The following is a 15,672-nucleotide window of genomic DNA, read 5'->3' as shown; positions in this document are numbered from 1 at the left end:
ATGCAGGGAGGAGATGCAATTGACCGCTCGCGGTGATCTTTCGGACTATCTCATCGCGCCCGATCCCGGTGCCGCGCGCCTGACCCGCGCGGTCGAAGGCGTGGATCACGCGGGCCAACGCACCACGATCCGGGTGGTCGAGGAACGCCCGCTGACGATTTTCCTCAACGCGCAGGAGATCGTGACGGCGATGACCATCGGCGATTATCCGCAGTATCTGGCGCTGGGGTTCCTGCGCAACCAGGGGATGCTGGCCGAGGGCGAGGCGGTGTTGGGGGTGGAGTATGACGAGGAGCTTGAGACTGTCGTGGTGCGCACCGACGGGCAGACCAGCTATGAGGAAAAGCTGAAGAAAAAGACCCGCACCAGCGGTTGCGCTGTGGGCACGGTCTTTGGCGACATGATGGAGGGGCTGGAGGGGGTGCGCCTGCCGGAGGTGGAGGTCAAGACCTCGGACCTTTATGCGCTGGCCGCGCAGATCAACCGCACCCCGTCGCTTTATCTGGAGGCGGGGGCGATTCATGGCACGGTGCTGTGTCAGGGCGCGCGGCCTCTGGTTTATATGGAGGATGTCGGCCGCCATAATGCTGTGGACAAGATCGCGGGCTGGATGTTGAGCGAGGGCGTCAGCGCGGGGAACAAGACGCTTTACACCACCGGGCGGCTGACCTCGGAGATGGTGATCAAGACGGCGATGATGGGGATTCCGGTGCTGGCCTCACGCTCTGGCTTTACCGCCTGGGGGGTGGAGATCGCGCAGGCTGTGGGCTTGACGCTGATCGGGCGGATGCGGGGGCGGCGGTTCGTGTGCTTGGCTGGCGAAGAGCGGCTTTTACGCGACGCCGATCCCGACAGCGTGGCCGAGGAGGACGGCAAGCACCGCCGCAAGAGTGCCGAGGGATGAGTGCGCCACTCGGGGTGATCTTGGCCGGTGGTCAGGCCACGCGGATGGGGGGCGGTGACAAGGGGTTGCTGGCGCTTGGGGATGGCACGATCCTTGATCATGTGATTGCACGGCTGGCACCACAGGTCGGGGCGCTGGCGCTGAATGCCAATGGCGATGCGGCGCGGTTCGCGCGCTTTGGCCTGCCGGTGCTGCCCGATCCGATCCCCGGTTTCGCCGGGCCTTTGGTGGGCGTGCTTGTGGGGCTTGACTGGGCCGCCGGGCAGGGGGCCGGGGCCATCGTGACGGTCGCCGCCGACACGCCGTTTTTCCCGCGTGATCTGGTGCCGCGCCTTTACGAGGCGGCCGAGGGCATGGCGCATCCGCTGGTTTTGGCCGCTACGCCGCGCGGCGATGAGGAAACCCGCTCCATGAGCCGGGGCGGGCAGGTGCGCCATCCCACGTTCGGCCTCTGGCCGGTGGCGCTGCGCGATGATCTGCGCGCGGGCCTCATGGGGGGATTGCGCAAGGTGGTGATCTGGACGGAAAAACACGGCGGGCGCGAGGCGCTGTTCGATCAGCCGGACGCGTTTTTCAACGTCAACACGCCCGAGGATCTGGCCCTTGCGCGGCGGAGGGCGGGGGCATGAGGCTCTATGGTGTGACCGGTTGGAAGAACGCCGGCAAGACCGGGCTGATGGAGCGGCTGGTGGCCGAAATGGTGGCGCGCGGCCTGCGGGTCTCGACCGTCAAGCACGCGCATCACAGCTTTGACGTGGATCATCCGGGGCGCGACAGTTACCGCCACCGGCAGGCGGGGGCGGGCGAGGTGCTCCTGGCCTCGCGGCAGCGGGTGGCCTTGATGCGCGAGTTGCGCGGGCAGGAAGAACCCGCCTTGGCCGATCTGCTGGCGATGCTCGCGCCCTGCGATCTGGTGCTGATCGAGGGCTACAAGCGCGACCGCCACCCCAAGGTGGAGGCTTACCGCGCCGAGACCGGCAATGCGCTGATTGCGCCCGGTGATCCGACGATCCGCGCGGTGGCAAGCGATGCGGCGCTTGATCTGGATCGCCCGGTGTTCGATCTGAACGACACCGCCGCGATTGCCGATTTCATCCTGGGGGAGGTGGGGCTGTGACCGGATTTGACACGTTCGCCATGCTGGATTGGTCGAGCGGCAACGATACCGGGCCGCGCCCGCGCCGCGATGCGATCTGGCTCGGGCTGGTGCGCGGCGGGGTCGAGGAAAGCCCGCGTTACTTTCGCAACCGGGTGGAGGCCGAGGCGGCGCTGGCGGCGCTCATCGAGGCGGAATGCGCGGCGGGGCGGCGGTTGCTCATCGGGTGCGATTTCCCGTTCGGCTTCCCGGCGGGGTTCGCGCGGGGGTTGACCGGCTGCGACAATCCCTTTGCGGTGTGGGACTGGCTGGAGACGGTGATCGAGGACAGCCCGCGCGCCAATAACCGCTTTGACGTAGCGGGCGAGATCAATGGGCGGTTCCCCGGCCTGGGGCCGTTCTGGTTCAACGGGCTGAAACGCGAGATCGAGGGGCTGCCGCGCCGCGATACGCGCACGGGCCACGGGCTGCCCGACCGGCGGCGGGCGGATGCAGACGCGCCGGGGGCGTTCAGCGCCTGGCAGATGGGCGGCGCGGGGGCCGTGGGCGGGCAGGTTCTGATCGGGTTGCCGGTACTGAACCGCTTGCGCCGCTTGTTTTACGGGCAGGTCGCGGTCTGGCCGTTCGAGGTGTTGGACAAGCCGGTGGCACTGGTCGAGGCCTGGCCCGGCCTGATCAACCCGGTGGTGAAACGCGCCGAGGCGGCGGGCGGCATCCGCGACGCGCATCAGGTGCGCCTCATGGTGCGCGCCCTTGCCCGATTGAACCCGGCCACGCTTGCCGCCATGCTGGATGTGAGCGCGCCCGAGGAGGGCTGGATATTGGGCTTGGGACATGAGGAGGAGTTGATGGCCGCCTGCGAAGAGCCGCTGAGGCCGCCGCCCCTGCGCGACGATTGTTTTGCCCTGCCCGCCGGGGTGGACTGGACGCCGGTCGATGACGCGCTGGCGCTCTTGAGCGCGCGGCTGTCGCCCGTCGTGGGGCAGGAGCGGGTGGCGCTGGGCGCGGCGGCGGGGCGGGTGCTGACCGAGGCGCAGGTGGCGCGGCGCGCCAACCCGCCGCAGGCCAATTCGGCGGTGGATGGCTATGGCTTTGCCTTTGCGTCGCTGGGCGAGGGCGATCAGGTGCTGCCGCTGGTCGCGGGGCGGTCGGCGGCGGGGGTGCCGTTCCCCGGCGTGGTGCCCGAGGGCTATGCTGTGCGGGTGCTGACCGGGGCGGCGCTGCCCGAGGGGGTGGATACGGTGATCCTGCAAGAGGATGTGACGCTGGGAGAGGGGCGCATCGCCTTTCGCGGCGGGCTGAAGCGGGGCGCGAATACCCGGCGCGCGGGCGAGGATGTCGAGGCGGGGGCGGTCGTGCTGGAGGCGGGCCGCGTGCTGACGCCCGCCGATCTGGCGCTCTGCGCGGCGGTGGGGCTGGCGGAATTGCCGGTCTTCGCGCGCCTGCGGGTGGCGGTGCTCTCGACCGGGGACGAGGTGGTCGAGCCGGGCGAGGCGGCGCGCGAGGGGCAGATATACGACGCCAACCGGCCCATGCTGCTGGCGCTCTTGCGGCAGATGGGACACGAGGCGGTGGACCTTGGCCGGGTGGCGGATGATCGCGCCGCGCTGCGCGCGGTGCTGGACCGGGGGGCCGCGCAGGCGGATGCAATCCTGACCTCGGGGGGGGCCTCTTCGGGCGAGGAGGATCATGTTTCGGCGCTCTTGAATGAGGCGGGGGCGATGGCGGAGTGGCGTATTGCGCTCAAGCCGGGGCGGCCGCTGGCGCTTGGCATGTGGCGCGGCGTGCCGGTCTTTGGCCTGCCGGGCAACCCGGTGGCGGCGCTGGTCTGCACGCTCATTTTCGCGCGGCCCGCGATGGCGGTGCTGTCGGGGGCCGAATGGCGCGAACCGCAGGGCTTTGACGTGCCCGCCGCGTTCGAGAAGCGCAAGAAGCCGGGTCGACGCGAATACCTGCGCGCGCGGATCAGGGAGGGCCGGGTGGAGGTGTTCAACTCCGAGGGCTCGGGCCGGATCAGCGGGCTGAGCTGGGCCGAGGGGCTGGTCGAACTGCCAGACGGCGCGGCGGAGATCGCGCCGGGCGATGCGGTGCGCTATATCCCCTATGCGAGTTTCCTTTTGGCATGACGGCGCGGGTTCTGGTTCTGGGGGCGACCGGCACCATCGGGCGGGCGGTGGTGGCGGCGGCGCTGGCCGAGGGGCGGGGCGTCGATTGCCTGCTGCGTCCGCATCACGCAGGTGGCGGGCATGGGTCGCTCGAGGGGGCGGCGCTGCATTTCGGCACGGTGGCGCAGGCGCTTGACGCGGGGCGCGCGGGGGCGGTGATCTGCTGCATGGCCTCGCGCAGCGGTGCCCCGGCGGATGCCTGGGCGGTGGATCACGCGGCGACGGTCGACGCCATCGCGGCGGCGCAAGACCATGGCGCGCAATTCGTGCTTTTGTCGGCCATTTGCGTGCAGCGGCCCATGCTTGAATTTCAGCGCGCCAAGCTCGCGGCGGAGGCGGCGCTGGCCGCGTCGGGGCTGCGCTATTCCATCGTGCGCCCCACCGCCTATTTCAAATCGCTGTCGGGGCAGGTGGCGCGGCTGCGGGCGGGCAAGCCGTTTCTGCTCTTTGGCGACGGGCGCGGGACGGCGTGCAAGCCCATCTCGGACGGCGATTTGGCGCGTTACATGCTGGGCTGTCTCGACGATCCCGCGCGTGGCAACCGGGTGCTGCCCATCGGTGGGCCGGGGCCTGCGATCACGCCGCTGGAACAGGGTGCGATGCTCTTTGACGCTTTGGGGATGGAACCGCGCTATCGCCATGTGCCCTTGCGGCTGATGGACGGGATCGTGGGGGCGCTGGCCCTGGGGGGACGGCTCAGCGCGCGCCTCGCCGACAAGGCGGAACTGGCGCGGATCGGGCGCTATTACGCGACCGAGTCGATGCTGGTTCTAAACCCCGCGACCGGGCGCTATGACGCCGACGCCACGCCCGAGACGGGGGCCGAGACGCTGGCGGCTTTCTACGGGCGGCTGGCGCGGGGCGAGGCGGCTGTGGATCTCGGCGCGCATTCGGTGTTTTGACGGGGGGGCATGGGGCGCTGCCCCCGTCGCCGCAAGCGGCGACCCCCCCGGAGTATTTGACCCAAGAAGAAGCGGCGGATCAGCCCTCGGGCGGGCAGAGATGGATATGGGTGGCCCATGCCGCGCAACTTGCGGTGAGGGAGGCGGGCAGGGGCGCGTCGGTGAAGACGTGATCGACATCGCGCAGCGAGCCGATGCGCGCAGGCGCGTTGCGCTTGAATTTCGAGGCGTCGGCCACCAGCATCACCTCGCGTGAGCGGCGCAGGAGGGTCTGGCCCACCAGCACCTCCTGGATGTCGAAATCGAGCATGTCGCCATCCTCGTCGAGCGCCGAACAGCCGAGGATCGCGTGGTCGAACTTGAAATCCTCGATGGTGCGCGCGGTCAGGTGCCCCACCAGCCCGCTATCGGAGCGCCTGAGCGCGCCGCCTGCCAGCACGATTTCGCAATCGGCATTGGCCGAGAGGATCTGCGCGACGTTCATGTTGTTGGTCACCACCATCAGGTCGCGGTGATCGAGCAGCGCCTGCGCCACCGCCTCGGTGGTGGTGCCGATATCGAGAAACAGCGAACTGGCCTCGGGGATGGCTGCCGCGCAGGCGCGCCCGATGGCCGTCTTGGCAGGCTCGTTGAGGCGGCGGCGTTCCTCGTAGAGGATGTTGGTGACGCCCGAGGGCAGGATTGCGCCGCCATGAACGCGCTCGAGCTTTCCAGCGTTGGCCAATTCGGTGAGGTCGCGGCGGATGGTCTGGACGGTGACGTTGAAACGCTCGGCGAGCCCCTCGACCGTGACCTTGCCCTCGGCGCGGGCAATCTCGAGGATATCGGGTTGGCGAAAGGATTGCGACATGAGGCCCCTCAAATTTTTTTCGATTATGTTCGTTTTCGGGGGCGCTGCAAGAGCGTCGCGCAGCGGGATCATTTTCGCGTGAGGTTCGGGTTCGGGACATAAAAGAGCACAAACGAACATTCGTTATTGACTGATGGGGCGAAATTGTGGTTCGTTTGTTTTCACGCAGGGGAGGGCGTCTGAGTGGGGAAAGCCGAAAGCGATATCGTTGACCTGTTCGTCGTTGGTGGCGGGATCAATGGCTGCGGCATCGCGCGCGATGCGGCTGGGCGGGGTCTGTCGGTCATGCTTGCCGAGATGAACGATCTGGCCTCGGCTACTTCCTCGGCCTCGACCAAGCTCTTTCACGGCGGGCTGCGCTATCTGGAATATTTCGAAATACGGCTGGTGCGCGAGGCGCTGATCGAGCGCGAGACGCTGCTGCGCGCCATGCCGCATATCTCGTGGCCGATGCGGTTCGTGCTGCCTTATCACCGCGATATGCGCTTCGAGGGCGAAACGCCCACCTCGCGCATCCTGCGCGTAGTGATGCCGTGGATGAAGGGGCGGCGGCCTGCCTGGCTCATCCGGCTGGGGCTGTTTCTGTATGACCATCTGGGCGGGCGGGAGATACTGCCGGGCACGACCACGCTCGATCTGCGCGACGGGCCGGAGGGCGCGCCGCTCAAGGACAAGTTTGCCCGCGCGTTCGAGTATTCCGATTGCTGGATCGAGGATAGCCGCCTTGTGGTGCTGAACGCCCGCGATGCCGAGGCGCGTGGTGCGGTGATCCGCACGCGCACGCGGGTGGTGAGCGCCGAGCGCGAAGAGGGGCTGTGGCGGGTCACGATCGAGGCCGAGGGCGGCGCGCGCGAGGTGGTGCGCGCGCGCGCGCTTGTGAATGCCGGGGGGCCCTGGGTGGGCGATGTGATCACAGGGACGCTGCGGCTCAATTCGACCGAGGGCGTGCGGCTGGTGCGGGGCAGCCATATCGTGACGCGGCGGCTCTATGATCACGACAAGTGCTATTTCTTTCAGGGCGAGGATGGGCGCATCATCTTTGCCATTCCCTATGAGGGCGAGTTCACGCTCATTGGCACCACCGATGCCGAGCACGACTCCCCCGACCGGCGGCCCGAATGCACGCCCGAGGAGGCGGCCTATCTATGCCGCTTTGCCAGCGAGTATTTCAAGCGGCCCGTGACCGAGGCCGATATCGTCTGGAGCTATTCCGGCGTGCGCCCGCTTTATGATGACGGCGCGAAATCGGCGACGGCGGCGACGCGCGATTATGTGCTGTCGCTCGATGAGGCGGGCGCGCCGCTTTTGAATGTCTTTGGCGGCAAGATCACCACGTATCGGCGGCTGGCGGAATCGGCGCTGGCGCGGCTCGCGCCGCATTTCCCTCAGGCGCGCGGGGACTGGACAGCGGGTGTGGCGCTGCCGGGGGGGGACTTCGCCGTTGACGGGGTCGAGGCGCTGGTGGAGAGTTTGCAGGCGCGGTATCCGTTCCTTGCGCCGGGTCATGCGCGGCGGCTGGTGCGCGCCTACGGGACGGAGGCGGCAAAGGTGCTGGGCGACGCGCGTTCGGCGGGTGATCTGGGCCGCGATTTCGGCGCGACGCTGACCGAGGCGGAGGTGCGCTGGCAGATGGCGCATGAATATTCGGTCGAGGCGGCGGATGTGGTCTGGCGGCGCACGCGGTTGGGCCTCAGGATGACCGGCGAGGAGATTGCCGCGCTGGAGGACTGGATGCGCGCGGCGCGGGCACCTGCGGCGAATATGGGGAGGGCCGAGGCGTGACGCTGACACTTGAGGGCATATCGAAGGTCGTGGAGGGTGCGGTGCATATCCACCCGACCGACCTGACGCTGGCACCCGGCACGATGAACGTGCTGCTGGGGCCGACGCTCTCGGGCAAGACCTCGCTCATGCGGCTGATGGCGGGGCTGGATGTGCCCGCCTCGGGGCGCATCCTGTGGCAGGGGCAGGACGTGACCGGGATGCGCGTGCAGGATCGCGCGGTGGCGATGGTCTATCAGCAATTCATCAACTACCCGTCGATGAGCGTTTATGACAACATTGCCTCGCCCCTGCGGCTACAGGGTAAATCGAAGGCCGAGATCGACGCGGGCGTGCGGCAGACCGCCGAGATGCTCAAGCTCACCCCGATGCTGGAGCGCAAGCCGTTGGAGCTTTCGGGCGGGCAGCAGCAGCGGTGTGCGCTGGCGCGCGCGCTGGTGAAGGGGGCGGGGCTGGTGCTGCTGGACGAGCCGCTGGCCAATCTCGATTACAAGCTGCGCGAGGAATTGCGGCTGGAGATTCCACGTATCTTCGAGGAGTCGGGGGCGATCTTTGTCTATGCCACGACCGAGCCGGAGGAGGCGCTTTTGCTGGGCGGCAACACCGCGACGCTCTGGCAGGGGCGGGTGACGCAATTCGGGCCGACGCCCGAGGTGTATCGGCAGCCCAAGGACGCCACCACGGCGCGGATCTTCAGCGATCCGCCGATGAATTTCCTTTCCGTGACCAAGCTGGGCGACCGGATCGGCTTTGGCGACGGGCAGGAGGTGGCCGCACTCGGCACGCTGGCGGGGCTGGCCGATGGCGATTATCTGGCCGGGTTCCGGCCCAACCATCTGGAGATCGACCGCCCCGAGGGCCACGCGATGGAATTCGAGGCGCGGCTCAATGTGACCGAGATCACCGGCTCGGAGACCTTCGTGCATCTCGACCATCACGGCCAACGCTGGGTGGGCCTTATCCACGGGGTGCGCGATCTGGAACTGGGGGCGGTGCTGCGGGTCTGGCTCGATCCGGCGCATGTTTATATATTCGGCACCGATGGCGCGCTGGTGGCCCCTGCCGCCTATGCGCAGGCGGCCTGAGGGGGGACGATGGCAAGGATCACGCTCGACAATCTGGCGCATAGCTACCTGCCCAAGCCCGCGACCGACGAGGATTGGGCGCTCAAGCAGCTTGACCATGTCTGGGGCGATGGCGAGGCCTATGCGCTTCTGGGCGCGTCGGGCTGTGGCAAGTCCACGCTTCTGAATATCATTTCGGGGCTGGTGCAGCCGTCGCGCGGGCGCATCCTGTTCGATGATCAGGACGTGACCCATGCCGCGACTGCGGCGCGCAATATCGCGCAGGTGTTCCAGTTTCCGGTGGTCTACGACACCATGACGGTGCGCGAGAACCTTGCCTTTCCGCTGCGCAATCGCGGGGCGGAGGCGGGCTATATCGCCGCGCGGGTGCAGGCGATTGCCGCGATGATCGGCATGGAGGCAGAGCTTGACCACAAGGCGCGGGGGCTGACGGCGGATGCAAAGCAGAAGATCAGCCTCGGTCGTGGCATGGTGCGTGAGGATGTCAACGCGCTCTTGTTCGATGAGCCGCTGACGGTGATCGACCCGCATATGAAATGGGAGCTGCGCACGCAGTTGAAGGCGCTGCACCACCAGTTCGGGCACACGATGATCTATGTCACGCATGACCAGACAGAGGCGCTCACATTCGCCGACAAGGTGGTGGTGATGCACGAGGGCCGCGTGGTGCAGGTGGGCACGCCCGAGGAATTGTTCGAGCGGCCCGCGCATACCTTTGTGGGCTATTTCATCGGGTCGCCGGGGATGAACCTGATGGAGGCCGAGGTGGCGGGGACGGTGGCGCGCGTCGCGGGCCACGAGGTGGCGCTTGGCGCGGTCTATGATGCGCCCGGCGGTCGGGTGCAGATCGGGGTGCGGCCCGAATTCGTGCGGCTGGGGGCCGAGGGGCTGCCGGTGACGGTGGAGCGGATTGAGGATGTAGGCCGTCACCGCATCGCGCGCTGCACGTTTCATGGCGTGGCCCTCAACGCGATCCTGCCCGAGGGTATGGCCCTGCCCGCAGGCGAGGTGCGCGCGCGGTTTGAGGCGGGGGCGGTCAGCGTCTATGCCGATGACTGGCGCGTGACGCCGAAGGGTGCAAACGGGGAGGCCGCGTGATGGACAAGACGACCAACCAAAAGGCATGGTTTCTCGTGCTGCCGGTGCTGCTTCTGGTGGCGTTTTCCGCCGTCATCCCGCTGATGACCGTGGTCAACTATTCGGTGCAGGACACGTTCGGCCAGAATGAATTCTTCTGGGCGGGGCTTGAATGGTTCGAGCAGGTGCTGAGCGATGACCGCATGTGGAACGCGCTGCGCCGTCAGGTGATCTTTTCCGCGATCATCCTCGCCATCGAGGTGCCGTTGGGCGTGCTCATCGCGCTCAACATGCCCAAGCGCGGCATCTGGGTCTCGGTCTGTCTGGTGCTGATGTCGCTGCCGCTGCTGATCCCGTGGAACGTGGTGGGCACGATCTGGCAGATTTTCGGCCGCGTCGATATCGGCCTTCTGGGTCATACGCTTGCCGCTTTGGGGATCGACTACAACTATACGCAGAACACGTTCGACGCCTGGGTGACGCTCATCGTGATGGATGTCTGGCACTGGACCTCGCTGGTGGCGCTTCTGGCCTATGCCGGCCTCAAATCCATCCCCGACGCCTATTATCAGGCCGCGCGCATAGATCAGGCGAGCCGCTGGGCGGTGTTCCGGTTCATCGAGTTGCCGAAGATGATGGGGGTGCTGATGATCGCCATTCTGTTGCGTTTCATGGACAGTTTCATGATCTATACAGAGCCTTTCGTGGTCACCGGCGGCGGCCCCGGCAATGCCACCACGTTCCTGTCGATCGACCTTGTGAAAATGGCGCTGGGGCAGTTCGACCTTGGCCCGGCGGCGGCCTTCTCGATCATGTATTTTCTGGTGATCCTGCTGGTCAGCTGGGTATTCTACACGGTGATGACCAACCTTGATAAGCGGGAGGGCAAGTGATGGCATCGCGTCCGCGCATCAACTGGGTGATGAGCCTGTATCTCCTGTTCCTCATGCTGCCGATCTACTGGCTGCTGAACATGAGCCTTAAGACCAATACCGAGATCCTCAACGCCTTTACCCTCTGGCCCGACGATCTCACGCTCGACAATTACCGCACCATCCTGAGCGATCCGGCCTGGTATATGGGCTATGTCAACTCGATCATCTATGTGACGATGAACACGGTGCTGTCGGTCGCCGTGGCGCTGCCTGCGGCCTATGCGTTTTCGCGCTACCGCTTCCTGGGCGACAAGCACCTGTTTTTCTGGCTGCTCACGAACCGCATGGCCCCGCCCGCCGTGTTCGCGCTGCCGTTCTTTCAGCTTTATTCCTCGGTGGGGCTCTTTGACACGCATATCGCCGTGGCGCTGGCGCATACGCTTTTCAACGTGCCGCTGGCGGTGTGGATTCTGGAAGGATTCATGCGCGGGGTGCCCAAGGAAATCGACGAGACCGCCTATATCGATGGCTATTCCTTCGGGCATTTCTTCGTCAAGATTTTCACCCCGCTGATCGCGAGTGGAATCGGCGTGGCGGCGTTCTTCTGCTTTATGTTCTCATGGGTGGAACTGTTGCTGTCGCGCACCCTGACGACGGTCGACGCCAAGCCGATTGCCGCGATCATGACCCGCACACAAGGGGCGGCAGGCATCGACTGGGGGGTGCTCGCGGCGGCGGGGGTGCTGACGATCGTGCCAGGGGCCTTGGTGATTTACTTTGTGCGCAATTATATTGCCAAGGGTTTCGCGTTGGGGAGGGTGTGATGTTGAGAATTATAAAGGCTTTCGCGTTCATTGCCTTGCAATTTCCCAGCACTGTTCTTGCTTTCGACGATGCGGCGATTGTCAAGCAATGCAATGATGAGTGGGGAGATGACTTTGCGATGGTAAGGTATTGTCGCGAGCAACAGAGGAAAGCCGGACAAGCATACGATAATTTCAAAGATCAAGCCAAAACGAACGAAACAGCTTCGACCATTCTGGGGCATTGCGAAAGTGAGTGGCGCAAAGATTATTCTATGGTGGTTTACTGCATAGAGCAGCAATCATCGGCGCTTCAGTCATTGTCGGCTCATGCCGATGATGTTCCTTCTGACATCCAAGAAAAAATCAAATCTAAATGTTCTGTCGAGTGGGGCATCGACTTTTCGATGATTGCTTATTGTGTGCAGCAACAAACTAAAGCGTGGAGGAGTTTGCAGTAATGGCATGGATGGCATGGACATGGCCGACGGCGATCTTCTTCATGGTGATCGCGGGGCTGCTCATCACCTTCACGGTGCTGGCGATAAAATTTCCCGAGACCCCGCGCCTAGGCGTGCTACGCATCGAGACGACGCGGGGGGATCGGCTCTTCATCACGCTTCTGGGTTCGGCCTTCATCAACCTGGCCTGGCTCGGACTTGTCGGCGCGAGCCAGCCTTTCGCGCTGATCGTCTGCCTGATCTACGCCGCAGCGGTGTTTCGCTGGGTGTAGGGGCATAAAAAACCTGAGAGTTCATAAGGGAGGACAACATGAACCTGAGATTGACAACCACCACCGCGATGGTCTCGCTCGGCCTGATGGCCGCGCCCGCCTTCGCGGATATGGAGGCCGCGCGCGCGTTTCTCGACAACGAGATCGCGGGCCTGTCGGTGCTGAGCCGCGCCGATCAGGAGGCGGAGATGCAATTCTTCATCGACGCCGCCAAGCCCTATCAGGGCATGGAGATCAAGGTGGTATCGGAGACCATCGCGACCCATGAATACGAGAGCCAGGTATTGGCCCCCGCGTTCACCGCGATCACCGGGATCCAGCTGACCCATGACCTCATCGGCGAAGGCGACGTGGTCGAAAAGCTGCAAACGCAGATGCAATCGGGCCAGAATATCTATGACGCCTATGTCAACGATTCCGACCTGATCGGCACGCATTGGCGCTATCAGCAGGTGCGCAACCTGACCGACTGGATGGCGGGCGAGGGGGCGGATGTGACCAACCCCATGCTCGATGTGGATGATTTCATCGGCACGTCGTTTACCACCGGGCCGGATGGCAAGCTCTACCAATTGCCGACGCAGCAATTCGCCAACCTCTACTGGTTCCGCTACGACTGGTTCAACGACGAGAAGAACAAGGCCGATTTCAAGGCCAAGTATGGCTATGACCTCGGCGTGCCGGTCAACTGGTCGGCCTATGAGGATATCGCCGAATTCTTTACCGGGCGCGACCTCAGCCATCTCGATGTCGAGGGCGAAGTCTTTGGCAACATGGACTATGGCAAGAAAGACCCCAGCCTTGGCTGGCGTTACACCGATGCCTGGATGTCCATGGCTGGCATGGGCGATGTGGGTGAACCCAACGGCCTGCCGGTCGATGAATGGGGCATCCGCGTGAACGAGAACTCGCAGCCCGTCGGCTCCTGCGTTGCACGCGGCGGGGCAACGAACGCGCCCGCGGCGGTCTATGCCGTGACCAAGGCGATCAACTGGCTTCAGAAATACTCGCCCCCCGCGGCCGCCGGCATGACCTTCTCGGAGGCAGGCCCGATCCCCGCGCAAGGCAACGTGGCGCAGCAGATGTTCTGGTATACCGCGTTCACGGCGGCGACGGTCAAGCCCGACCTGCCGGTGATGAACGCGGATGGCACGCCGAAATGGCGCATGGCCCCCTCGCCGCATGGCGTCTACTGGAAAGAGGGCCAGAAAATCGGCTATCAGGATGCGGGGTCCTGGACGCTGATGAAATCCACCCCGGTGGACCGCGCCAAGGCCGCGTGGCTCTATGCCCAATTCGTGGTGTCCAAGACCGTCGATCTGAAGAAATCGGATGTCGGCCTGACCTTCATCCGCGAATCGACCATCAACGCGGATCACTTCACCGAGCGCGCCGACAAGCTCGGCGGGTTGATCGAGTTCTACCGCTCGCCCGCGCGGGTGGCCTGGTCGCCCACCGGCACCAACGTGCCGGATTACCCGAAGCTGGCGCAGCTTTGGTGGCAGAATATCGGCGACGCCATGTCGGGGGCCAAGACCCCGCAAGAGGCGCTCGATGCGCTTTGCGCCGATCAGGAGCGGGTGCTGGAGCGGCTTGAGCGCGCAGGCGTGCAAGGCGATATCGGCCCGAAGCTGAACGAGGAGCGCGACGCCGAGTATTGGTTCGGCCAGCCCGGCGCGCCCTATGCCAAGCTTGCCAACGAGGACGAGGAGCCGGTGACCGTCTCTTATGACGAGCTAATCAAGTCCTGGCAGTAACGACATGCACCGGGGCGCGTGGTGCGCGCCCCGGTGGCAAGCGTCATCCTTGGGTCACGCCCTCGGATGACTTGCGAATAAAACGGACCATCCCCATGACCTATATCCTCGCCATCGACCAAGGCACCACGTCGAGCCGGGCGATCCTCTTTGACGCCGCCATGCGGCCTGTCACGTCCGCGCAGGAGGAATTCCCGCAGCATTACCCCGATTCTGGCTGGGTCGAGCATGAGGCGGATGACCTTTGGTCCACCACCGCCGCCACCTGCCGCGCCGCCATCGAAAAGGCGGGGATCACCGGCGCGGATGTGGCCGCCATCGGCATCACCAACCAGCGCGAGACCACGGTGGTCTGGGACCGCCACACCGGCCGCGCGATCCATCGCGCCATCGTCTGGCAGGACCGGCGCACCGCCGAGACCTGTGCGCGTTTGCGCGCCGAGGGGCAAGAGCCGATGGTCAACGCCCGCACCGGGCTGTTGCTCGATCCGTATTTCTCGGGGACCAAGCTGGCCTATATCCTCGACCACGTGGAGGGCGCACGCGAGAAGGCACGCGCGGGCGATCTGCTCTTCGGGACGGTGGATTGCTTTCTCATATGGAAGCTGACGGGGGGTCGCGTTCACGCCACCGACGCCACCAATGCCGCGCGCACGCTGCTTTATGACATCCGCAAGGGACGGTGGAGCGCGACGATCTGCGATCTTCTGGACATCCCCATGCAGATGCTGCCCGATGTGCGTGACAGTGCCGATGATTACGGGGTGACGCGCGCCGATCTGTTCGGGCGCGAAATCCCAATCCTGGGCGTTGCGGGCGATCAGCAGGCGGCGACCGTGGGGCAAGCCTGTTTTCAGCCCGGAATGCTCAAATCCACCTATGGCACCGGCTGTTTTGCGCTGCTCAACACGGGCAACGAGCCGGTGGTGTCGCAAAACCGGCTGCTGACAACCATCGCCTATCAACTGGACGGCACGCCCACCTATGCGCTCGAAGGCTCGATCTTTGTCGCGGGCGCGGTGGTGCAATGGCTGCGCGACGGGTTGGGCCTCATCCGCGAGGCGCGCGAGACGCAGCCGCTGGCGGACCGGGCCGACCCGCATCAGGAGGTGATCCTGGTGCCCGCCTTTACCGGGCTGGGCGCGCCCTATTGGCGGCCCGAATGCCGGGGCGCGATTTATGGCCTGACGCGGGGCACGGGGCCTGCGGAACTGGCGCGCGCGGCGCTGGAAAGCGTGGGGTTCCAGACCCGCGACCTGCTCGAGGCGATGCGCGCCGACTGGGCGGGGCATGGGGTGGATGCGGTGCTGCGGGTGGACGGCGGCATGAGCGCGAGCGATTGGACCATGCAATTCCTCGCCGATATTCTCGACGCGCCGGTGGACCGCCCGGAGGTGCTTGAGACGACGGCGCTTGGCGCGGCCTGGCTTGCCGGGATGCGCGCGGGGATTTATCCGGGGCAGGCGGAGTTTGCGGCGGGCTGGGCGCTGGAGCGGCGGTTCGAGCCGGCGATGGCCGAGGCCGAGCGCGCGCGCCGCTGCGCGGCATGGGGGCGGGCGGTCACGGCAACGCTATCGGTCTGAGCGACCGTTGTGGCGCGCGCGGCTTCGCTCTAGGCTTTGCCCAAAACCCGAGGAGCCGCC

The 15,672-nt window shown here is 65.6% G+C and carries 15 protein-coding genes; 14 read left to right on the top strand and 1 reads right to left on the bottom strand.

Annotated elements, in window-relative coordinates; all coding sequences use genetic code 11:
- The first annotated feature begins 13 nt into the window (after positions 1–13).
- The 5 genes from ABIE58_RS02010 to ABIE58_RS01990 are packed head-to-tail and all read left to right on the top strand — an operon-like array spanning position 14 to position 5,067.
- Positions 14–904 carry a formate dehydrogenase accessory sulfurtransferase FdhD gene (locus tag ABIE58_RS02010; protein WP_354543004.1) on the top strand — a complete coding sequence of 297 codons (891 nt, stop codon included), beginning with the start codon at positions 14–16 and terminating at the stop codon, positions 902–904.
- Positions 901–1,533: a molybdenum cofactor guanylyltransferase MobA gene (gene mobA, locus ABIE58_RS02005; protein WP_354543003.1), complete on the top strand. Its 633-nt coding sequence runs from the start codon at positions 901–903 to the stop codon at positions 1,531–1,533. The genes ABIE58_RS02010 and mobA overlap by 4 nt, the downstream gene beginning before the upstream one ends.
- Positions 1,530–2,021 carry a molybdopterin-guanine dinucleotide biosynthesis protein B gene (gene mobB, locus ABIE58_RS02000; protein ID WP_354543002.1) on the top strand — a complete coding sequence of 164 codons (492 nt, stop codon included), beginning with the start codon at positions 1,530–1,532 and terminating at the stop codon, positions 2,019–2,021. The genes mobA and mobB overlap by 4 nt, the downstream gene beginning before the upstream one ends.
- Positions 2,018–4,126 (top strand): molybdopterin-binding protein, encoded by a 2,109-nt coding sequence (locus ABIE58_RS01995; RefSeq protein ID WP_354543001.1) that lies wholly within the window; start codon positions 2,018–2,020, stop codon positions 4,124–4,126. The genes mobB and ABIE58_RS01995 overlap by 4 nt, the downstream gene beginning before the upstream one ends.
- Positions 4,123–5,067, top strand: a complete 945-nt coding sequence (locus ABIE58_RS01990; protein WP_354543000.1) for an NAD(P)H-binding protein — start codon at positions 4,123–4,125, stop codon at positions 5,065–5,067. Before ABIE58_RS01995 ends, ABIE58_RS01990 begins: the two co-directional genes overlap by 4 nt.
- Positions 5,068–5,146: 79 nt before the next feature.
- On the opposite strand, the gene ABIE58_RS01985 is transcribed toward ABIE58_RS01990, so the two are convergent.
- Positions 5,147–5,917, bottom strand: coding sequence for a DeoR/GlpR family DNA-binding transcription regulator (locus ABIE58_RS01985; RefSeq protein ID WP_354542999.1), 771 nt, complete (start codon positions 5,915–5,917; stop codon positions 5,147–5,149).
- A 183-nt stretch (positions 5,918–6,100) separates the two neighbouring features.
- Here ABIE58_RS01985 and glpD point away from each other — a divergent pair, with 183 nt between their 5' ends.
- From glpD to glpK, 9 genes are all read left to right on the top strand, one after another.
- Positions 6,101–7,699, top strand: coding sequence for a glycerol-3-phosphate dehydrogenase (gene glpD, locus ABIE58_RS01980; protein ID WP_354542998.1), 1,599 nt, complete (start codon positions 6,101–6,103; stop codon positions 7,697–7,699).
- Entirely contained in the window at positions 7,696–8,784 is a 1,089-nt protein-coding gene (locus ABIE58_RS01975; RefSeq protein ID WP_354542997.1) for an ABC transporter ATP-binding protein, read from the top strand. The genes glpD and ABIE58_RS01975 overlap by 4 nt, the downstream gene beginning before the upstream one ends.
- Positions 8,785–8,793: 9 nt before the next feature.
- Positions 8,794–9,882 carry an ABC transporter ATP-binding protein gene (locus tag ABIE58_RS01970; protein WP_354542996.1) on the top strand — a complete coding sequence of 363 codons (1,089 nt, stop codon included), beginning with the start codon at positions 8,794–8,796 and terminating at the stop codon, positions 9,880–9,882.
- Positions 9,882–10,754 carry a carbohydrate ABC transporter permease gene (locus ABIE58_RS01965; RefSeq protein ID WP_354542995.1) on the top strand — a complete coding sequence of 291 codons (873 nt, stop codon included), beginning with the start codon at positions 9,882–9,884 and terminating at the stop codon, positions 10,752–10,754. Before ABIE58_RS01970 ends, ABIE58_RS01965 begins: the two co-directional genes overlap by 1 nt.
- Positions 10,754–11,560 carry a carbohydrate ABC transporter permease gene (locus ABIE58_RS01960; RefSeq protein ID WP_354542994.1) on the top strand — a complete coding sequence of 269 codons (807 nt, stop codon included), beginning with the start codon at positions 10,754–10,756 and terminating at the stop codon, positions 11,558–11,560. Before ABIE58_RS01965 ends, ABIE58_RS01960 begins: the two co-directional genes overlap by 1 nt.
- Positions 11,560–12,000: a hypothetical protein gene (locus tag ABIE58_RS01955; protein WP_354542993.1), complete on the top strand. Its 441-nt coding sequence runs from the start codon at positions 11,560–11,562 to the stop codon at positions 11,998–12,000. Before ABIE58_RS01960 ends, ABIE58_RS01955 begins: the two co-directional genes overlap by 1 nt.
- Positions 12,000–12,272, top strand: coding sequence for a DUF2160 domain-containing protein (locus ABIE58_RS01950; RefSeq protein WP_354542992.1), 273 nt, complete (start codon positions 12,000–12,002; stop codon positions 12,270–12,272). Before ABIE58_RS01955 ends, ABIE58_RS01950 begins: the two co-directional genes overlap by 1 nt.
- A gap of 38 nt (positions 12,273–12,310) precedes the next feature.
- On the top strand, positions 12,311–14,029 hold the full coding sequence (locus ABIE58_RS01945; RefSeq protein ID WP_354542991.1) for an ABC transporter substrate-binding protein: 1,719 nt from the start codon (positions 12,311–12,313) through the stop codon (positions 14,027–14,029).
- Between the two features lie 95 nt (positions 14,030–14,124).
- Positions 14,125–15,612 carry a glycerol kinase GlpK gene (gene glpK / locus ABIE58_RS01940; RefSeq protein ID WP_354542990.1) on the top strand — a complete coding sequence of 496 codons (1,488 nt, stop codon included), beginning with the start codon at positions 14,125–14,127 and terminating at the stop codon, positions 15,610–15,612.
- Positions 15,613–15,672: the final 60 nt, after the last annotated feature.

The organism is Roseovarius sp. MBR-78 (genome assembly GCF_040547535.1).
Classification (GTDB): domain Bacteria; phylum Pseudomonadota; class Alphaproteobacteria; order Rhodobacterales; family Rhodobacteraceae; genus Roseovarius.
Note: the sequence above shows the minus strand (reverse complement) of the source record. Positions and strands in the feature narration are given on the sequence as shown.